The following is a 17,388-nucleotide window of genomic DNA, read 5'->3' as shown; positions in this document are numbered from 1 at the left end:
TTCAATCCTCTTATTTTTTAACCTTTTGGGGACGTTGATAATTTGCTTTTGAAATTTGTTGCGCACGTTCAAAGGAGAGACTTTGTTCGGCTACATCTTTCGTAATCACAGAACCCGCACCAACTGTTGCGCCATTCCCAATGGTCACCGGAGCAACCAGCGAGCTATTAGAACCGATAAAAACGGCATCGCCAATAGTGGTTTTGTGTTTATTTGCACCGTCGTAATTACAAGTAATAGTACCTGCCCCAATATTTGATTCAGCACCGATTTCCGCATCACCTAAGTATGTGAAATGGTTAGCTTTACTACCTAGCCCAATCGATGTGTTTTTAACTTCAACAAAGTTGCCGATATGCACTTCATTTGCCAATTTAGCCCCTGGGCGTAAGCGTGCAAATGGTCCAATTTGAGCATTTTCGCCTACAACTGCGCCATCAAAAACGCTATAGGCTTGAACTTTAGTGCCTGCTGCAATTTTGGTGTTCTTTAAAATACAGCCAGCGCCGATTTCTACAAAATCACCAAGCTCGCATTCACCTTCAATAATAACATTGATGTCAATACGAACGTCTTGTCCAACTTTTACAGAGCCACGTAAATCAAAACGTGCAGGATCAAAGAACATTACGCCTTGCTGCATGAGCTTTTTGACTTGTTCTTGCTGGAACTGGCGTTCTAAAGCTGCAAGTTGTAAGCGGTCATTAACACCTTCAACTTCAAAAGCAAGCTCTGGTTCAACAGAGGCAACTTCTAAGCCATCTGCAATTGCCATTGCAACGATGTCGGTTAAGTAATATTCGCCCTGTGCATTTTCATTTGAAAGTTTAGGCAACCACTCATGAAGTTTTGCGTTGCTAACACAGTAAATGCCTGTATTAAATTCTTTAATTTGGCGTTGTGCTTCATTTGCATCTTTATGTTCAACAATGGCTTGAATTTTGCCATCTTGACGCACAATACGGCCATAACCTGTTGCATCATCTACAGTGAGCGTAACTAAGCCAATTCCTGTCTGGGTCGATGCATCTAATAATTTTTGCAGCGTATTTGCATTAATGCATGGTACATCGCCTGATAAAATCAGTGAAACACCTTCTTTTGGGAGTACGGGTAAAGTCATTTGTACTGCATGACCTGTACCTAATTGTTCAGCTTGTTCAACCCACTCAATATTTTCTTGGGCAAATGTTTGTTGTACGCGGTCACCACCATGACCATAAATCGTAATAATATTTTTAGCTTGTAATTGTTTTGCTGTTTGAATGACATGCCCTAATAGTGGGCGACCAGCTAAAGGTTGTAATACTTTAGGAAGCTGAGAACGCATACGCGTTCCTTTGCCAGCAGCAAGAATAATGACGGTAGTTGACATGTATAACTCTAATGATTAAGTCAAATGGATAATAATTAGTGTACAAAGAGCAGCCCATACACCGGCAATAATATCGTCAAGCATAATACCAAAACCACCATGCACTTGACGATCAATAACACGGATAGGCCAAGGTTTCCAAACATCGAAAATTCGAAATAATATGAAGCCGACGATCACCCACATCCAGTTCATTTGTTGTAAGTAAATGAGAGGAAGAAAGGTAATAGATTGCCCTGCAAATTCATCCCACACAATTCGACCATCATCGTGTACATTTATAACTTTTGCTGTTTGACCACAAATATAAATCCCGACCAAGGACATGATAATCATCGCGATTAAGCTTAAGTTAAATCCAAGCGATAACCAGATCGGAACGAAGAGTAGGGCAAAGGCAGAGCCAAAAGTACCAGGGGCTTTAGGTGCGAGACCAGATCCGAAACCAACTCCACAGAAAACGATGCAGCGGTTGAACCAAGACATGTCTTTAAAATGAATCGGCGGCTTATGCAAAGTGTTGGTATCCATGAATTTGCAATGGGTAATCCGAACCCAAATGCTCAAAAGTTAGTTGTGTTTGCTCAACGATCTGTCCGATCATTGTAATCTTAATGTCTAGTTGTTTTTGCAAAAGTTTTTCATAATTTTGAGGTGTTATTGTAAAACATAATTCGTAGTCATCACCGCCAGCTAGCGCATATTGCCAACGCTGCTGTTCTGGTAGTTTCTCTAGCGTTGAATCAATCGGTAACTTTTCTAAAAGTAATCGAGCACCGACCTTTGAAGCTTTTAAAATATGGCCTAAATCTTGGGCTAATCCATCAGAAATATCAATCATGCTAGAAGCAAGACCCTTCAACTGTTGTCCAAGCTGACAACGTGGTGTTGGATAGTCTAGTCTTTTTTGTAATGGATGGCCTAGGTGTTGTAAACCATAGGCTGCATCTCCAACTTGACCGCTCACACACACATAGTCACCGACTTTTGCGCCCGAACGTAGCACAGCTTGTCCGGTTTCAATCCAGCCCATAGCCGTGACGGTAATGGTGAGATGTGGACCTTGGGTTGTATCTCCACCAATGAGAGCAACACCAAATTTATTACAGCAGTCATAGATTCCCTGACTGAATCCTTCAAGCCATTCATGGTCAATGGTAGGTAAGCTTAACGCAAGTAAAATACTATGAGGTTTAGCACCCATGGCAGCAATATCTGAAAGATTGACAGCCACACTTTTCCAGCCAATTGCATGGGCAGAGGTATCAAGAGGGAAGTGACGTCCAGCAACTAGCGTATCTGCACAGATCACCAATTGTTGGTTTCGGGGAGGGGTGATTAAGGCTGAGTCATCTCCAATACCTAAGGTGACATCTGTATAAGATTGTCTGTTAAAGTATTGGTCAATAATAGAAAACTCAGCCATATCAACTTCAAACCTATTAGTTTGCTTGTTGTTTTTCAGCACTACGTAGTGTTGAACTTAAACGATCTAAAACGCCATTAATGTATTTATGGCTATCTGCTCCACCAAAGTGTTTGGCGAGTTCAATGGCTTCATCAAGAACTACACGATAAGGTACTTCTAAATGATCACGTAACTCGTAAGCACCCAAACGTAAGGTTGCGAGCTCTACACCATCAAGTGCATCAAGTTCACGGTCAAGTACCGGAATTAACAATGCATCAAGATCGTCGCGCTGTGCGATCACTTGAGTTAATAGTTCGTGATAGTAGTTTAAGTCTACTTTGTGCATGGCATTTTCAGCACGGGTACGTGCTTCGATTTCATGTACAGGGTTGTGACTCATTTGCCACTCATAAATACCTTGTACAGCAAAACGACGTGCTTTGCGTTTTGCTGCATAAACGGCTTGCAGTGTTTGAGACATGCTTTAAATTGCCTTTAATAAATTAACCATTTCAATTGCAGTTAAAGCAGCTTCGCTACCTTTATTACCTGCTTTTGTACCTGAACGTTCGATGGCTTGCTCGATGCTATCAGTAGTTAATACACCATTGATGACAGGCAAGCTGCTTTCTAACGCGACTACACCTAAACCTTTTGCACATTCACCAGCAACGAAGTCAAAGTGTGGTGTGCTACCACGAATAACTGCGCCAAGTGCGATGATTGCATCAAACTGATTTGATGTAGCTAATTTTTTAGCAACAATCGGGAGTTCCCATGCGCCAGGAGCATGAATAACAGTAATGTTATCTTCATTTACACCATGACGTTTTAATGTGTCGATTGCACCATCCAATAAGTGTTCAACAACAAAACTGTTGAAACGACCCACTAAAATCGCATAACGACCTTCGCTTGCGAGATGTAATAAACCTTCAATACGGCGAATTGCCATAGCAACCTCGATTATTTCGTTGTGATTTGATCAGCAGTGACATATTCCACTACTTCTAAATTAAAGCCAGATAAAGCATTGAAACGTAATGGTGAGCTAAGAAGCTTCATTTTTTCAACACCTAAGTCACGCAAAATTTGAGCGCCTACACCAATGGTTTGATATTGATGTGAAAGTGCTGCATTGGATTTCACCGGTTTTGGCTTATTTAAATCATCCAACGCTGGTCCCAAGTCTTGCAAATGATCTTGCCCGATCCAGACTAAAACACCGCGATCACTCGCTGCAATTGTCTGTAGTGCACGGTCTAGATTCCACGCAGGTTCACCATCAGCCTTATTTAGCTTAAGCAAATCACGAATTGGACTGAAACCGTGTACACGTACTGTTGTAACACCTTCTTTTGGCTCGCCTTTGACTAAAGCCAAATGGATGTCCGGATTACCAATCTCACGATAACGATAGAGTTCAAATGAACCATATTCTGTTTGAATGGTTTTTTGATCCAGACGTTCAACCGTTTGCTCATTGGTCATGCGATAGTGAATCAAGTCCGCAATTGTACCAATTTTTAAGCCATGCTTCTCAGCAAAAATTTCTAAATCTGCACGGCGCGCCATTGTGCCATCTTCATTGATGATTTCACAAATGACAGAAGCTGGTTCAAGACCTGCTAAGCGTGTTAAATCACAGCCCGCTTCGGTATGACCTGCACGATGTAGAACACCGCCTGGTTGTGCCATTAAGGGGAAAATATGGCCCGGTTGTACAATATCACTTGGCTTTGCATGCGCTGCGACAGCAGCTTGAATTGTATGTGCACGCTCTGCTGCTGAAATACCAGTTGTAATACCTTCAGCTGCTTCGATTGATAGTGTAAAGTTTGTACTATGCTGAGCACCGTTTTGGTCAACCATCAAGGGAAGGTTTAACTGCTTACAGCGCTCACGGCTTAACGTTAGGCAAACTAGACCACGTGCATGGGTAATCATGAAGTTAATATCTTCAGGACGAACATGCGTTGCTGCAATGACAAGATCACCTTCATTTTCGCGATCTTCGTCATCCATCAAGATAACCATTTTGCCTGCACGAATATCGGCGACAAGATCTTCAACACGACTCAGCGGCATTCGCTTTCACCTTTTTTTGTCGTTAGACAATTTCTATTTAATAAATTTTGCATAGTTTACGCTGTTTAGAGAATTTTGCCTATGATTCTGATTTATCCAAATTTGCAACGAGATAGAATAGATCCAGCTTTATTTATACAAATAAATCATAAGAAAATGGAATAATTTAAAATAAAAACGATGAATTTAAATAAAAAAACCTAGCCAAAAGGCTAGGTTCCAATATGCGCACTTACTTTTTATGAAGCTGCACTGCTTGGACTATCATTTTGTGGGATTGATTTTTTCCCCATCAAAATCTCAGTCCGGATATTTTGAGCAAGTTCAGCACACTCTGCATTCATGCCATTGATCATAAAGGCATGGCGAGTCATGACATTGCTTGGATTTGGCATTGCAACAAGTTGATAGCTGTCTTGAATTGCCTTGAGTTGATCATTCTCAAGATATAAAGCAGATTCTTTCGCATGAAGATGCTGGGCTAAACGTTGAGCAGCCTCTTTCGCATCAATTTGCATAGCTTCTACGGCATTACAAGTTGCACTACGCGTTTGCAAAGCAAAGCGTTTATCTTCGCGGTAACGTTTATATAAAACATCAGAAAGCAACTGGAATACGGTTCCAACCATAAGCAGACACTCTACAGCGTGAGTATGCGAAGTTGAAATCGCAAGTGTAGCGCCTTCAGCATTAAACTCATTTACAACTTCAATGTCCGATAGCTTTAATTGATAATGCTTAACGCACAACTCAATACTCTTGTTTAAAAAGAGCTGACAGAGTTTAAAGTACGGGACAGATACCGATTGGTTAACACTGCTTAATAACTGTTTAGGATCATAAAACTGAATGTTAAGTGCCAACATATGTTGGTCAGCTGAATCTGTAGTTTTCTCAGGCTGAGGACGAACCGCTGGTTTACCTTTCGCTTGTTGCTGAGCTTGAGCAACCAACGTCACTGTATTTTGTTTTTCGAGTGCAAGCGCCTGAGTTAACTGCTGAATTTCATGTTTTAAGCGGTTCTCTTCGTTAATACGTGCCAAATATTCGCTACGGGTCGGACGAGCAATGGCGCGATAGGCAAGCCATAATAAAACATGCAAAAACAGAGAAGCTAAGATTGCCAGCCATTGAGTGCGGAGAATTTCCCCAATACTTGGCTGAATAAGCGTAATCTCGATAGAACCCACTTTCTTTTCATTTTGCAGCGCATCGCGAGCAAAAATCTCACCTTGGCGAGTTTTTGAAATTCCGCTCGTTGCCAACACTTGTTTATTGGCATCAAGAATGCGAATAGACGCAACGCTTGGATTGGTCGCATAGCGATTGGCAATCAGAGCTAAAGATACCGTATTTGCCGGTTCTAGCTCAGATAAGCTGTCTGCAACGAGCTGACTGGTCATGAGCTGACCTTGACTCGCACGGTTTTCATTGAGCTGGTGTGTCGTTGCAATCACCAATAAAAAGGTATGCAATGCAAAACTAACGATCAGTAGGCTAGCAAATAGCCCTTGTCTAGGCGCAATCAAGTTAAACTTCCAAGGCAATTATATTGAAATTCGATTATGATTCTTACAATAGTTGTCACTCAGACTAGAGTCAATTCATGCGAGAAATCATTCTTATATCCTTTTTAGGACCAGACCAACCAAACCAGTTTACCCGATTAATGCAAGTACTATCCGTACATTCATTGCAAATACTGGATGTAGGTCAGGCTGTTATTCATAATCAACTCACATTGGGCATTGTAGTCGCGTCAGATAATGAAACTGCGACCGCATTGGCAATGAAAGAAATTCTGATTTTAGCACATGATATTGGCTTAACAGTGCGCTTTAAACCAATCGCAGGCGCAGAATACGATCAATGGGTAAGTGAAGGCGGTCGTACTCGTTATATCGTCACGGCTTTGGCACCTGAACTCACTGCTGGCCACTTACAAGCAGTTACACAAATTGTGTCTAGCCAAGGCTTTAACATTGAAACTGTTACCCGATTATCAGGCCGTGTCGACTTTGAAAAGGATAGCGCATTTCCACGTCGTGCATGTGTACAGTTTGGTTTAAGTAGTGGTCCAACTTTAGATGCACAAGCCATGCGTGCAGCATGTTTACGTCTTTCAAGCGAATTAAACATTGATGTTGCTGTTCAAGAAGATAACGCTTATCGACGTAACCGTCGTTTAGTTTGTTTTGATATGGACTCAACATTAATTGAACAAGAAGTTATTGATGAGTTGGCGATTGAAGCAGGGGTAGGCGCACAAGTTGCTGAAATCACTGAAAGAGCGATGCAAGGCGAACTTGATTTCCAGCAAAGCTTCCGTGCTCGTGTTGCATTATTAAAAGGGCTAGATGCTGCTGTTTTACCTAAAATTGCAGAGCGTTTAACCATTACTGAAGGTGCAGAACGCCTCATTTCAACATTGAAGGCGCTTGGCTATAAAACAGCAATTTTATCGGGTGGATTCCAATATTTTGCTGAATATCTACAAGGTAAACTTGGTATTGATGAAGTTCATGCCAACATTTTAGATGTGCAAGATGGCTTTGTAACAGGTGAGGTTAAAGGTGCGATTGTTGATGGCGCACGTAAAGCTGAGCTATTACGTGAACTTGCGAACAAAATGGGCATTTCTTTAGAGCAAGCCATGGCGGTAGGAGATGGTGCAAACGATCTACCTATGCTTGCGATTGCGGGCCTAGGTGTTGCTTACCGTGCTAAACCTTTAGTTCGTCAAAATGCAAATCAGGCTATTTCAAGTGTTGGTTTGGATGGTGTGCTGTATTTACTGGGCATGCATGACAAAGATTTAAACCGTGCTTAACCTATAGGGCTAAGCTTTAAGCGCTACTTCAGAGTAGCGCTTTTTTTATGCAGAATAGTTATAAAATCAAGGGTGTTATGCTCAAATCGTGCACAGAAAAAAGGCAATAAAAAAATCTGAAAAAAACTTATTTTGGTCCTTAAAAACAGCATATTTTTTTGTAATGACACGCCAGAATTGATGCCATATAGGGAATCGAACTTTTTGAATTTTACAAAAATGTAATGACAAAAGAATGTTGCGACAAAGTGTGTCGCATTAAGAAATAACGGGTCTTTTTTTCTAAAAAAAAACATCCATAATGCATCCTAAGCTTCAACACAAATTATGAATTAAAGTTGTTTTTGGAATGAGGTCGGGGTTTTAAGACCGAATCTTTTTAGACGTTTTCATTAAGACGGAGGTTTCTATGGTAACAGCGAATTTTGCCGCTATCGCCGGATTCAGCTTGATCGCTGTCGCGCTTGTTGCTGTTTTCTTTTCTCCTTACCGTCGTTGGCTTGGTTTTATGCTTGCAGGGATGTTCTTTTGGGGGCTATTGGAAGTGGTCCGTTTTGGAGTTCAAGTCACTTTTGAAATGCCAGTCACCTATAGTTATTTAACTGCACTAAGTCTAGCGATGGTAATGGTTACATTTATTTTGTTACGTGAGGATAAACAGGCACAAAAGGCTTTGGCAAATCGCCAATATATAGAACACACGCCAGTATATGAAGATGATCAGCAGCAATGTTCTAGCCGATAATTAAATTGTTATCTAACGGTAAAGAGGTATGCACAGCATGCCTTTTTTATTTACGAAACGTGATTTTTATTATACAAAGCATTTATTAAAAAATAGCCAGTTATGCTACGATACATGGGTCTGTTGACGTTTCATCTAGATTGCGTTGCCAGCTAAAAATTATCAGTTAATGCACAAAACACAGGCAATGGTATGTCCTTACTGAGTTTTGCTCTAAAGTTTTCATAAAAATACAATAGGCGTGAATGTTCATGAAACTTTCTTCTATACCTGTAGTCAAATTACCTCTCGTTGATGTCAGTACAGACCCGTTAGATTTATTGGTAGCAGGTTTAGTGCTGCGTATGAAGCAATTGGCACGTACTAGCCCTAAGTTTATTGAATTGATTCATGACCGCGCATTCCGTATTCAGATTGGTACGGATTTAGGTGTTGCACGTCAGATCATTATTAATAATGGACAGATCGATACTGTTGCAGGCGCACCTGAAAAAGCTGATTTTATCTTGCAGTTTGCAGATAGCGAACAGGGTGTAAAAACTTTGATTAAAGGTGATCCAACAGCATTCATGACAGGTATGCAAAACGGCAGCATTAAAATGGAAGGTGACTTCAGCCTATTGGTTTGGTTTAACCAAGTGGCTAGACTCATTCCACCTAAGTTGCCAAAACCAGTTAAAGATAAAGTACGTCAGGCACGTGCTTTTATTAAAGAGAAAACTGGTCGTTAATCGCCAGATATAAAAAAACTCCCGTTCGGGAGTTTTTTTATATCTACGCTTCGACTTCCAAGTTAAACGTAACTGGACCATCATTAATTAAATGAACTTTCATATCGGCTGCAAAAATGCCAGTTTGAACTTTTTCAAATTGTGAATGTGTATATTCAACCAACTGTTCATATAACGCTTTGGCATCTGCTGGTGGCATGGCTGGACCAAAATCTGGACGTAAACCTTTTTGGGTTTGAGCCATAAGGGTAAATTGCGAAACAAGCAGGATTCCACCATTTGCTTGAGACACATTCCAGCCCATTTTGCCCTGTTCGTCATCAAAGATACGATATTTCAAAATCTTATCAATAAGCTTTTGGCCAATCGCTAAAGTGTCATCACGGCCAATGCCTAAAAAAACCAATAAGCCTTGTTGGATTTCACCGGTAGTCTCACCGTCAACCACCACTTTAGCTTCAAGAACTCGTTGTATTAAAGCACGCATAGTTAAAGCAAATTTCTGCAATTGATTGAATTGGCGTAGTTTAGCAGAAATTAAATTAAATGATTTTTAAAAGGAAATTTCACGGAGCTGCAACAATGGTCTAAAAGCTCGCAATTCATTTATAAAAATATGCTTTAATGCTAAGAAGCAAGCGAATAATCACTGACTATGTCTCCAATTATCCATTCTTTACTAGATACAGACTTGTACAAATTTACGATGTTACAGGTGGTTTTGCATAAGTTTCCGCAAACCCATAGTGTCTACCATTTCCGCTGTAGAAATTTAGAAGATACTGTCTATCCACTAGTAGATATTTTGGATGATTTAAATCAGCAACTCGACTATTTATGTAGCCTTAAATATAAAGAAGACGAGCTTCAATATTTGCGTAAATTACGCTTTATCAAAAGTGACTTTGTTGATTATTTGGAACTATTTCAACTGAAAAGGCGCTTTATTCAGGCCAGCATTGATGCGGAAGGTCGTTTGGATATTCGTATTGAAGGTCCGATGGTCCAAGCCATGATGTTTGAAATTTTTGTATTGGCAATTGTAAATGAACTTTATTTTAGCCGTATTAAAAACGATGAAGTATGGGCTGAGGGTGAACGCCGTTTACAAGCCAAGCTTGAATTGGTTCAGCAATATGAAAAAACTCAAAAGCCGAATGACCCGCCATTTTTAGTCTCTGATTTTGGTACACGTCGCCGTTATAGCTTCGTATGGCAAAAGCATGTTGTGGCAGCTTTTCATAAAACCGTGCCAAATGTATTCCGTGGTACAAGTAATGTATTACTTGCTAAAGAGTTAAACATTACGCCAATTGGGACCATGGCTCATGAATTCCTACAAGCTTTTCAGGCACTTGATGTCCGACTGCGTGATTTCCAGAAAGCGGCTTTAGAGACCTGGGTTCAAGAATATCGTGGAGATTTAGGAATAGCCCTAACCGATGTGGTGGGCATGGATGCTTTCCTCCGAGATTTTGACTTGTATTTTGCGAAACTATTTGATGGCTTACGCCATGACAGTGGTGACCCTTACGAATGGGGCGATAAGGCTTATGCACATTATCGTAAATTAAAAATTGATACCAAAACCAAAATGCTGACTTTTAGTGATGGCCTTAATTTGCCAAAAGCATGGGAATTACATCAATACTTTAAAGATCGTTTTCAGGTGAGTTTTGGTATTGGAACTAATTTGACCAATGATATGGGCCAAAAACCGCTCAATATTGTGTTGAAATTGGTTGAATGTAATGGTCAATCGGTTGCGAAAATTTCTGATAGTCCAGGTAAAACTATGACTGATAATGATACTTTCTTGGCTTATTTACGTCAGGTTTTTGAAATCGAAGAACTTGAAGAAGTGGTTTAATTAAAAAATAATCTCACTATTTTGTATTTTTAAAAGTAAGAATGCTGATATCTGATTTTCTGCTAAAGAGTTGCAGAAAATCAGAGTTTGATAGATATATGCTTATGCTAATATGAAATTAAGCTGGTATAAAAAGAAACCATGACGATGACACTCCCGGATTTTAAACTCGATTTATTAATAGAAGCAGAAGAATTAGTGCCTTATTTAGGCAATGAATATATTCGTATTGTAGATTTGAGCCGTGCTTCTGTTTATGAGCAACTTCATATTCCGCATGCTATTCACTTACAACCTAAATGGTTAGTGTCTCAACACGAAGAAGCCACTGGTATTTTGCCAGATGAAGCAGGTTTACAAGCACTGATTGAGAAATTGAATATTTCACCGAATCATCATGTTGTGGTCTATGACGATGAAGGTGGAGCATGGGCTGGACGTTTAATCTGGAATTTGCATTGCTTAGGATTCACCCGTACCAGTTTAATTAATGGCGGTATCCATGCATGGTTAGGAGCAGGGTTACCAACTACAGCAGAAGTCGAAGAAGTTTCTCCTGTTACTGACTTAATTCAGATTGATTTATCGCATGCCGCTCAGTTCCGTGTGAACTATGAAGAGCTACGCAAACAAGTAGAACAAGAAAATGTTCAATTGTGGGATTGCCGGACAAGTGATGAATATAGTGGGATCCGTTTAGCAGCACGACGCGGCGGTCACATTCCAAATGCGCTCCATTTTGAATGGAGTACTGCACTTAATCGTCAAAATCATCTAAAATTGCATCCGCTTGAACGCACGCGGCAGCGCCTTGAACAACTTGGGTTCGATTTACAGCAACCCGTAGTTGTGTACTGCCAGTCACATCACCGTTCCGGTTTAGCCTATATTTTGGCTAGACTCTTGGGCTGGGAAGCAAAAGCCTATGATGGTGCGTGGAGTGAATGGGGCAATCGCCTCGATAGTCCTATTATTACTGGAGAATCACCGTCGTGAGTTTCACATCTCGATTAAAAAAAGAATTATTTATTAAGGCACAAAACCTTGTACCACAGCATCAATTAAGCCGTGTGGTAGGTAAAGTTGCTGCGAGTGAAAATCCAGTTGTGAAAACTGCTGTTATTCATGCATTTAAAACCAAATATGGGATTGATTTATCGATTGCTGAACAAGGTAATGCCCTGAAATATAAATCTTTTAATGACTTTTTTACTCGTGCTTTAAAAGATGGCGTGCGTCTCGTTGACGAAAATGCAGATAGCATTGTGTCACCTGCTGATGGTGCTATTTCTCAGATTGGTAAAATTACTGCGGGTGAAGTATTTCAAGCAAAAGGCCAAAGCTTTTCTGTAGAGAAACTCATTGGCGACCCACAACTTGCTCAGCCATTTCAAGAAGGCGAGTTCGCGACAGTTTATTTATCGCCACGCGATTACCACCGTGTACATATGCCGTTTGCAGGTACATTAACTGAAACTTTGTATGTACCGGGTGAGCTATTTTCGGTAAATCAGGTGACTGCTGAAAATGTACCGGGACTATTTGCCCGTAATGAACGTATGGTGTGTTTGTTTGATACTGAACTTGGCCGTATGGCTGTTGTTTTAGTAGGTGCCATGATTGTTGCTGGTATTGAAACTGTGGCGACAGGTAAAGTGAAACCTTCAGGTCGTATCGAATTACAGCATCATCAGTTGAAACTAGAAAAAGGTGCCGAGCTTGGACGTTTTTATTTAGGTTCTACTGCCGTTATTTTATTTGAAAAAGATAAGATCGAATGGGAACAACGTTTTAAAGCTGAGTCTGTAGTTGTAATGGGCGAGCGTATGGGACATACGGTTTAGTAAACGATATAACCCTTATAAGATAAATAAACCCTGACTTTAATTATTCAGGGTTTATTTTTTTGATTTAAATTATATAATCGTAAAATATATAACTATGTTTTTATTTATATTATATAGAAATATAATTATTATTAAATGATCTGAAATAGGACGTTATAGAAGCTAGTCTATAAATATGTGTCTGAAGAGAGCAAAAATATTAATATGATTGAAAATTAATAAATAAAAATAGAAAGAAATATTCAAGTTAGACTTAAGTCGTAATTTTAATTTTATTTGAAGATAAGTTGTTAAATATAAAAAATTATTTAATTTTATAAATATGAAGTGCTTTTTAGATATTGCACAGTCTTTAGCCTTGGCACAATGCTTGCTAACTATTCAGGACCTTACTGTAATTTTCATTTTTTTAGGTTCTGAAATCATGTTAAAAGTTAAACGCCTGACAGCTTCGGTTTTATCTGTACTTTGTATTTCACTCAGCCATGCCAATGATTTTAAAGTTTTAAATCAAATTTCAAAACAGCCTACTGAACTTCAAAGTGGCGAATATAAAGGTAATTATTACGTTCCATCTACTTTAAAAACCATTACATGGGGTTATTTACCGAATCGGGATGCCAAACCCGTACTTACTGTTCCGTCGGGTAGTGTTGTGACATTTGATACGGTTTCTCATGAAGGTTTGCTTGAAGACCAAGGGCGTAATGCTGAAAAGTTCTTTCAATCGAAAGGTGTCAAATCTAATGAAATCTTGGAAGAAGCAAAAACAATTACGCAGTCAAATTTAAAGCATGATTTTCATAAAGATGGGCCACATATTGTGACAGGTCCTGTTGCAATTGAAGGCGCACAGCCCGGTGATATTTTGAAAGTTGAAGTACTTAAAGTTGAGCCGCGTGTACCTTACGGTGTTATTTCAAATCGACATGGTAAAGGTGCTTTAGTGGGGGAATTTCCAAAAAAAGCAAAGCAAGAAAATGCATCGGCTGAACATCCTGAACGTTATGGAAATGTATCGATTTTCACACCAATTGAAAAAAATGCTAAAGGTGAGTACGAAGGTGTATTAAAAACAGAATCGGGTAAATCAATACGTTTTCCTCTGTATCCTTTTATGGGAATTATGGGTGTAGCGGCAAATACTTCTGAACCTGTTCACTCTGTACCCCCTGCAATGTATGGCGGAAATATTGATATTAATGAACTAGGTGCAGGTTCAACAGCCTATTATCCTGTTCAGGTCAAAGGCGCATTATTCTATACGGGTGATAGCCATTTCGCGCAAGGGGATGGTGAAGTAGCATTAACTGCACTCGAAGCTTCAGCACGTGCAACACTAAAATTTACCTTGCTCAAAGCAGGTAAAGATAAAATACCGGGCAAAGAGCTAAAACAACCTTTAGCTGAAAATGCTGAGTTTTGGATTACGCCGGGTCTAGATGAAGATCTAGATGAAGCGATGAAAAAGTCTACACGTGAAGCCATTCGTTTCCTAAATCAAGAATACGGTATTGATGAAGCAACGGCTTATGCCTATTTAAGTGCCGCAACTGATTTTGAAGTTTCACAAGTTGTAGATAAAACCAAAGGTATCCATGCAAAAATCAGAAAAGCTGATTTTAAAGAGTTTGAGAGTAAATAATTAAGTGAACTAAGCTTAGTATTTAAAATATTAAATACCAAGTTAAATTCATTTCAACTATTAATAAGTTTTATATATTTTATAATTGAGTATAATAAATATCATATATATTTATTAGTATAAAATCTAATGCACTCACTTCCGAACGCTCTACTTTATATTGCTGCATTATTAACATTCTGTGCAGCATTACTTCATTTCATTTGTGTATTCTGGGGAGCAAATGGTTTCCGGTTCTTAGGGGCAGGGAAAACTATTGTTCAAATGGTCGAAAGAGGGCATTGGTATCCTAATTTTACAGCTATAGCTGTCGGTTTAATCCTGACTGTATGTTCTATTTATGCTTTTCTTGCAGCAAAGGGAATACAGATATTACCTTTTACCAAACTTATTTTGTCGCTTGTCGCAGTTATATTTCTTATCCGTGGTTTTGCTTTTCCATGGTTAAAGTCAAAATTTGTGGGAAATAGTGATTTATTTTGGTATGTCAGCTCAGCCTTTTGCCTAATGCTGGGAAGTTTATATGCCGCAGGCGTATATTTAATTTGAAATGAATATATTTTAGGTTAAGTAGAATTAATCATTTTAAAAAATAAAAAGGGAGCTTAGCTCCCTTTAAAATTATTTAGTCCAACCATATTTTTTGAAAATAGTATTGCCTTGCTGAGACGATAAAAACTCTACAAACCGTTTAGCTTCAGCATCTTTTAAACTATGTTTGGTTAAGGCAACACCTGTATCGCGATAGACAACTAGTTCTTTCTCTATAGGTATAATTTGCCCAACATCTGGATTACTGATTCCCCAAATATTAAAGACTAACCAAGCATCGTAGCTACTATTTTCTTCCCAGTTTTTCTTGGCAATACCTGTGTTGGCTGCATAGGTGACAATATTTTTTCGGAAAGATTTGGTTAATTGAATATTTCCAGTTCTACCCGCAATATCCTCCCACATACCGACTTGACCTGCGCCATGCGTAACTAAAACCTTAATGTTAGATTTAGCGAGGTCTTTAAAACCTTTAATATTTTTAGGATTTCCTTTGCGTACTAAAATGGCTGCGGGGCGTAAATACAAAGGTTCCACCGAGTCTTTTATAATTTGTTCAGAAAAAGAATTTTCAAAATCAGACATCATGGCTTCGGAACCACTATATATAATATCGGCATCTAATTTAGCTTGGTCCGACCATTGAGCCGTAGGGCCAGATGTTACATGGACAGCTATGCCAGTTTTATTGGTGAATTGTTTGGCTGCTTCTTTCATGGCGGGTGCTGGCCCACCAGGACCATATACCTGAATGTCTGCAAAGCTATAAATCGGTAGAGAACAGAGAGTAAGGTAAATCAGGTACGGTATAAATTTATATTGTTTTGACATTTTCATAGCTATAGTAAAAAGAAAATATCAGCATATATTTTTTATTATTTAAATGGGATTAATTTTTGCAACCATATTTATAATACGTTTCTTTAAAATATATTTTTATTAAATTTTAAGTGATTATGTTTAAATGTAAGTTAGTTTAAATTGAATATAAATGTAGATAATTTTATGGTAATTTAGATTTTATAAATTGATTATTTAAATAGATATAATGTAAATAATAGAGGAGTAATCCCTTGATTAGAAAAAGTAATTCTTTTTTAAAAATTTTATTTAGCAGTGCTTGTTTGGTGTCTGGCTCTGCGATGGCTGCTCCAATTACAGATTTGAGTAAGCAAATTGTGAGCGAAAAACCAGGTTCAATATTGTCGCTAGAACAGCAAGCTGTGACGGATTTATTTCCTCATGCAAATCAGCGCTTATTGGTAAATTATCGTAGTCGAGGTATTCAGGGCGAACCTATTGTTGCATCGGCTTTTATTTTATTACCCAAAGGCACATCTCCAAAAAATGGCTGGCCTATACTCGCTTGGGCACATGGTACGACTGGAGTCGCTGATACTTGTGCACCTTCGGGTGATTATGTGGGTGGACCAGTTCATTCATATCAAGAAGTTGCTTCCAAAGCTTTAGATAGTTGGCTTGCACGTGGCTATGCAGTTGTCGCACCTGATTATCAGGGTTTAGGTACATTAGGCACGCATCCCTATATGAATGCAAAGAGCCAACTGCATACGGTGGTCGATGCAGTATGTGCATTGCATCTACTTAAACCCAAGAGCTTTAATAAACAGTGGTTAGTGATGGGGCATAGCCAAGGCGGGGCTGCGGCAATTGCAGTGTCTGCCTATGGTCAAAAAGATGCGCCCGAACTAGATTTAAAAGGGGCAATCGCTCTTGCTCCGGGTGGCTATCAATATGAAGGTATTGCAGAATATGTGCAGAGTCATCCAAACCCAGAACCTAGCGTAGCTGCTTTCTTCCCGATTGTGTTATTGGGTGCGCAAGCAGCAGAGCCGAGCATAGTTCCTGAAAATTTAGTCAGTCCAGAAATGAACGCGGTGCTGACTCAAGCGCGTAGCCGTTGTTTATCTGAACTTCAAACTGATTTAAAGAAATCTCCTTCTAGCATATTTCGACCTGATGCTGATTTAAAACCTCTCTTGGCTTATCTAAAACAACAGTCGATTGAAAATATGGTACCTACCGTACCGTTAATGATTGTTCAGGGTTCTAAAGATCATTTAGTCGACCCGAGAGGGACATATGCCTATTATCAACAGCTATGTAAATTAAAAAAACCAACGATATATCAAACGATTGATGGTGGAGATCATCGTGATGCACTACGCCAGAGCAATACTTTTGCTACTAACTTTTTAAATGTAATAGAGAAAAACCAAAGTAAGTCGTATTGCTCGACTTCTAAGTAAATTGGTTTAAATGCTAAAAAAGCC

General features: G+C 39.2%; 18 protein-coding genes. 9 read left to right on the top strand and 9 right to left on the bottom strand.

Annotated features, from left to right (window positions below):
• Positions 1-10 precede the first annotated feature (10 nt).
• From glmU to F936_RS01995, 7 genes are all read right to left on the bottom strand, one after another.
• Positions 11-1,375, bottom strand: coding sequence for a bifunctional UDP-N-acetylglucosamine diphosphorylase/glucosamine-1-phosphate N-acetyltransferase GlmU (glmU, locus tag F936_RS02025; RefSeq protein WP_005044359.1), 1,365 nt, complete (start codon positions 1,373-1,375; stop codon positions 11-13).
• Positions 1,376-1,390: 15 nt separating this feature from the next.
• Positions 1,391-1,906 carry a phosphatidylglycerophosphatase A family protein gene (locus F936_RS02020; RefSeq protein WP_005044357.1) on the bottom strand — a complete coding sequence of 172 codons (516 nt, stop codon included), beginning with the start codon at positions 1,904-1,906 and terminating at the stop codon, positions 1,391-1,393.
• The gene (gene thiL / locus F936_RS02015) at positions 1,884-2,801 is read right to left on the bottom strand and encodes a thiamine-phosphate kinase (protein ID WP_005044355.1); all 918 of its coding nucleotides are present in this window, start codon (positions 2,799-2,801) and stop codon (positions 1,884-1,886) included. Before thiL ends, F936_RS02020 begins: the two co-directional genes overlap by 23 nt.
• 16 nt (positions 2,802-2,817) lie before the next feature.
• Positions 2,818-3,267: a transcription antitermination factor NusB gene (nusB, locus tag F936_RS02010; RefSeq protein WP_003654196.1), complete on the bottom strand. Its 450-nt coding sequence runs from the start codon at positions 3,265-3,267 to the stop codon at positions 2,818-2,820.
• A 3-nt stretch (positions 3,268-3,270) separates the two neighbouring features.
• Positions 3,271-3,741: a 6,7-dimethyl-8-ribityllumazine synthase gene (gene ribH, locus F936_RS02005; protein WP_002119264.1), complete on the bottom strand. Its 471-nt coding sequence runs from the start codon at positions 3,739-3,741 to the stop codon at positions 3,271-3,273.
• Between the two features lie 11 nt (positions 3,742-3,752).
• A complete protein-coding gene (gene ribBA / locus F936_RS02000; protein WP_003654193.1) occupies positions 3,753-4,874 on the bottom strand; it encodes a bifunctional 3,4-dihydroxy-2-butanone-4-phosphate synthase/GTP cyclohydrolase II in 1,122 nt (373 codons plus the stop codon).
• Between the two features lie 239 nt (positions 4,875-5,113).
• Positions 5,114-6,421: a hypothetical protein gene (locus F936_RS01995; protein ID WP_080595475.1), complete on the bottom strand. Its 1,308-nt coding sequence runs from the start codon at positions 6,419-6,421 to the stop codon at positions 5,114-5,116.
• A gap of 59 nt (positions 6,422-6,480) precedes the next feature.
• On the opposite strand from F936_RS01995, the gene serB reads away from it, so the two are divergent.
• The 3 genes from serB (at position 6,481) to F936_RS01975 (ending at position 9,180) form a co-directional block, all read left to right on the top strand.
• Entirely contained in the window at positions 6,481-7,704 is a 1,224-nt protein-coding gene (serB, locus tag F936_RS01990; protein ID WP_005044352.1) for a phosphoserine phosphatase SerB, read from the top strand.
• A gap of 409 nt (positions 7,705-8,113) precedes the next feature.
• The gene (gene aciT, locus F936_RS01980; RefSeq protein WP_002119105.1) at positions 8,114-8,449 is read left to right on the top strand and encodes a ciprofloxacin tolerance protein AciT; all 336 of its coding nucleotides are present in this window, start codon (positions 8,114-8,116) and stop codon (positions 8,447-8,449) included.
• 251 nt (positions 8,450-8,700) lie between these two features.
• Complete coding sequence (locus tag F936_RS01975; RefSeq protein ID WP_003654185.1) at positions 8,701-9,180, top strand: hypothetical protein; 480 nt, start codon at positions 8,701-8,703, stop codon at positions 9,178-9,180.
• Between the two features lie 43 nt (positions 9,181-9,223).
• On the opposite strand, the gene dtd is transcribed toward F936_RS01975, so the two are convergent.
• Positions 9,224-9,667, bottom strand: a complete 444-nt coding sequence (dtd, locus tag F936_RS01970) for a D-aminoacyl-tRNA deacylase (protein WP_003654183.1) — start codon at positions 9,665-9,667, stop codon at positions 9,224-9,226.
• A gap of 168 nt (positions 9,668-9,835) precedes the next feature.
• On the opposite strand from dtd, the gene pncB reads away from it, so the two are divergent.
• The 5 genes from pncB to F936_RS01945 all read left to right on the top strand — a co-directional run bounded on the left by pncB (position 9,836) and on the right by F936_RS01945 (position 15,091).
• Positions 9,836-11,050, top strand: coding sequence for a nicotinate phosphoribosyltransferase (gene pncB, locus F936_RS01965; RefSeq protein ID WP_004640085.1), 1,215 nt, complete (start codon positions 9,836-9,838; stop codon positions 11,048-11,050).
• 147 nt (positions 11,051-11,197) lie between these two features.
• On the top strand, positions 11,198-12,046 hold the full coding sequence (locus F936_RS01960; RefSeq protein ID WP_016801778.1) for a sulfurtransferase: 849 nt from the start codon (positions 11,198-11,200) through the stop codon (positions 12,044-12,046).
• A complete protein-coding gene (gene asd, locus F936_RS01955; protein WP_004790127.1) occupies positions 12,043-12,894 on the top strand; it encodes an archaetidylserine decarboxylase in 852 nt (283 codons plus the stop codon). Before F936_RS01960 ends, asd begins: the two co-directional genes overlap by 4 nt.
• Positions 12,895-13,321: 427 nt before the next feature.
• Entirely contained in the window at positions 13,322-14,542 is a 1,221-nt protein-coding gene (locus F936_RS01950) for an acetamidase/formamidase family protein (RefSeq protein WP_026055562.1), read from the top strand.
• A 129-nt stretch (positions 14,543-14,671) separates the two neighbouring features.
• The gene (locus tag F936_RS01945) at positions 14,672-15,091 is read left to right on the top strand and encodes a hypothetical protein (protein ID WP_005044344.1); all 420 of its coding nucleotides are present in this window, start codon (positions 14,672-14,674) and stop codon (positions 15,089-15,091) included.
• Positions 15,092-15,163: 72 nt separating this feature from the next.
• Here F936_RS01945 and F936_RS01940 read toward each other — a convergent pair whose 3' ends face one another.
• A complete protein-coding gene (locus F936_RS01940) occupies positions 15,164-15,925 on the bottom strand; it encodes an AcfC family putative adhesin (RefSeq protein ID WP_016801777.1) in 762 nt (253 codons plus the stop codon).
• Positions 15,926-16,167: 242 nt separating this feature from the next.
• On the opposite strand from F936_RS01940, the gene F936_RS01935 reads away from it, so the two are divergent.
• On the top strand, positions 16,168-17,364 hold the full coding sequence (locus F936_RS01935; protein WP_005044341.1) for an alpha/beta fold hydrolase: 1,197 nt from the start codon (positions 16,168-16,170) through the stop codon (positions 17,362-17,364).
• Positions 17,365-17,388: the final 24 nt, after the last annotated feature.

The sequence above is a fragment of the Acinetobacter calcoaceticus DSM 30006 = CIP 81.8 genome, from assembly GCF_000368965.1.
Taxonomy (GTDB): domain Bacteria; phylum Pseudomonadota; class Gammaproteobacteria; order Pseudomonadales; family Moraxellaceae; genus Acinetobacter; species Acinetobacter calcoaceticus.
Note: the sequence above shows the minus strand (reverse complement) of the source record. Positions and strands in the feature narration are given on the sequence as shown.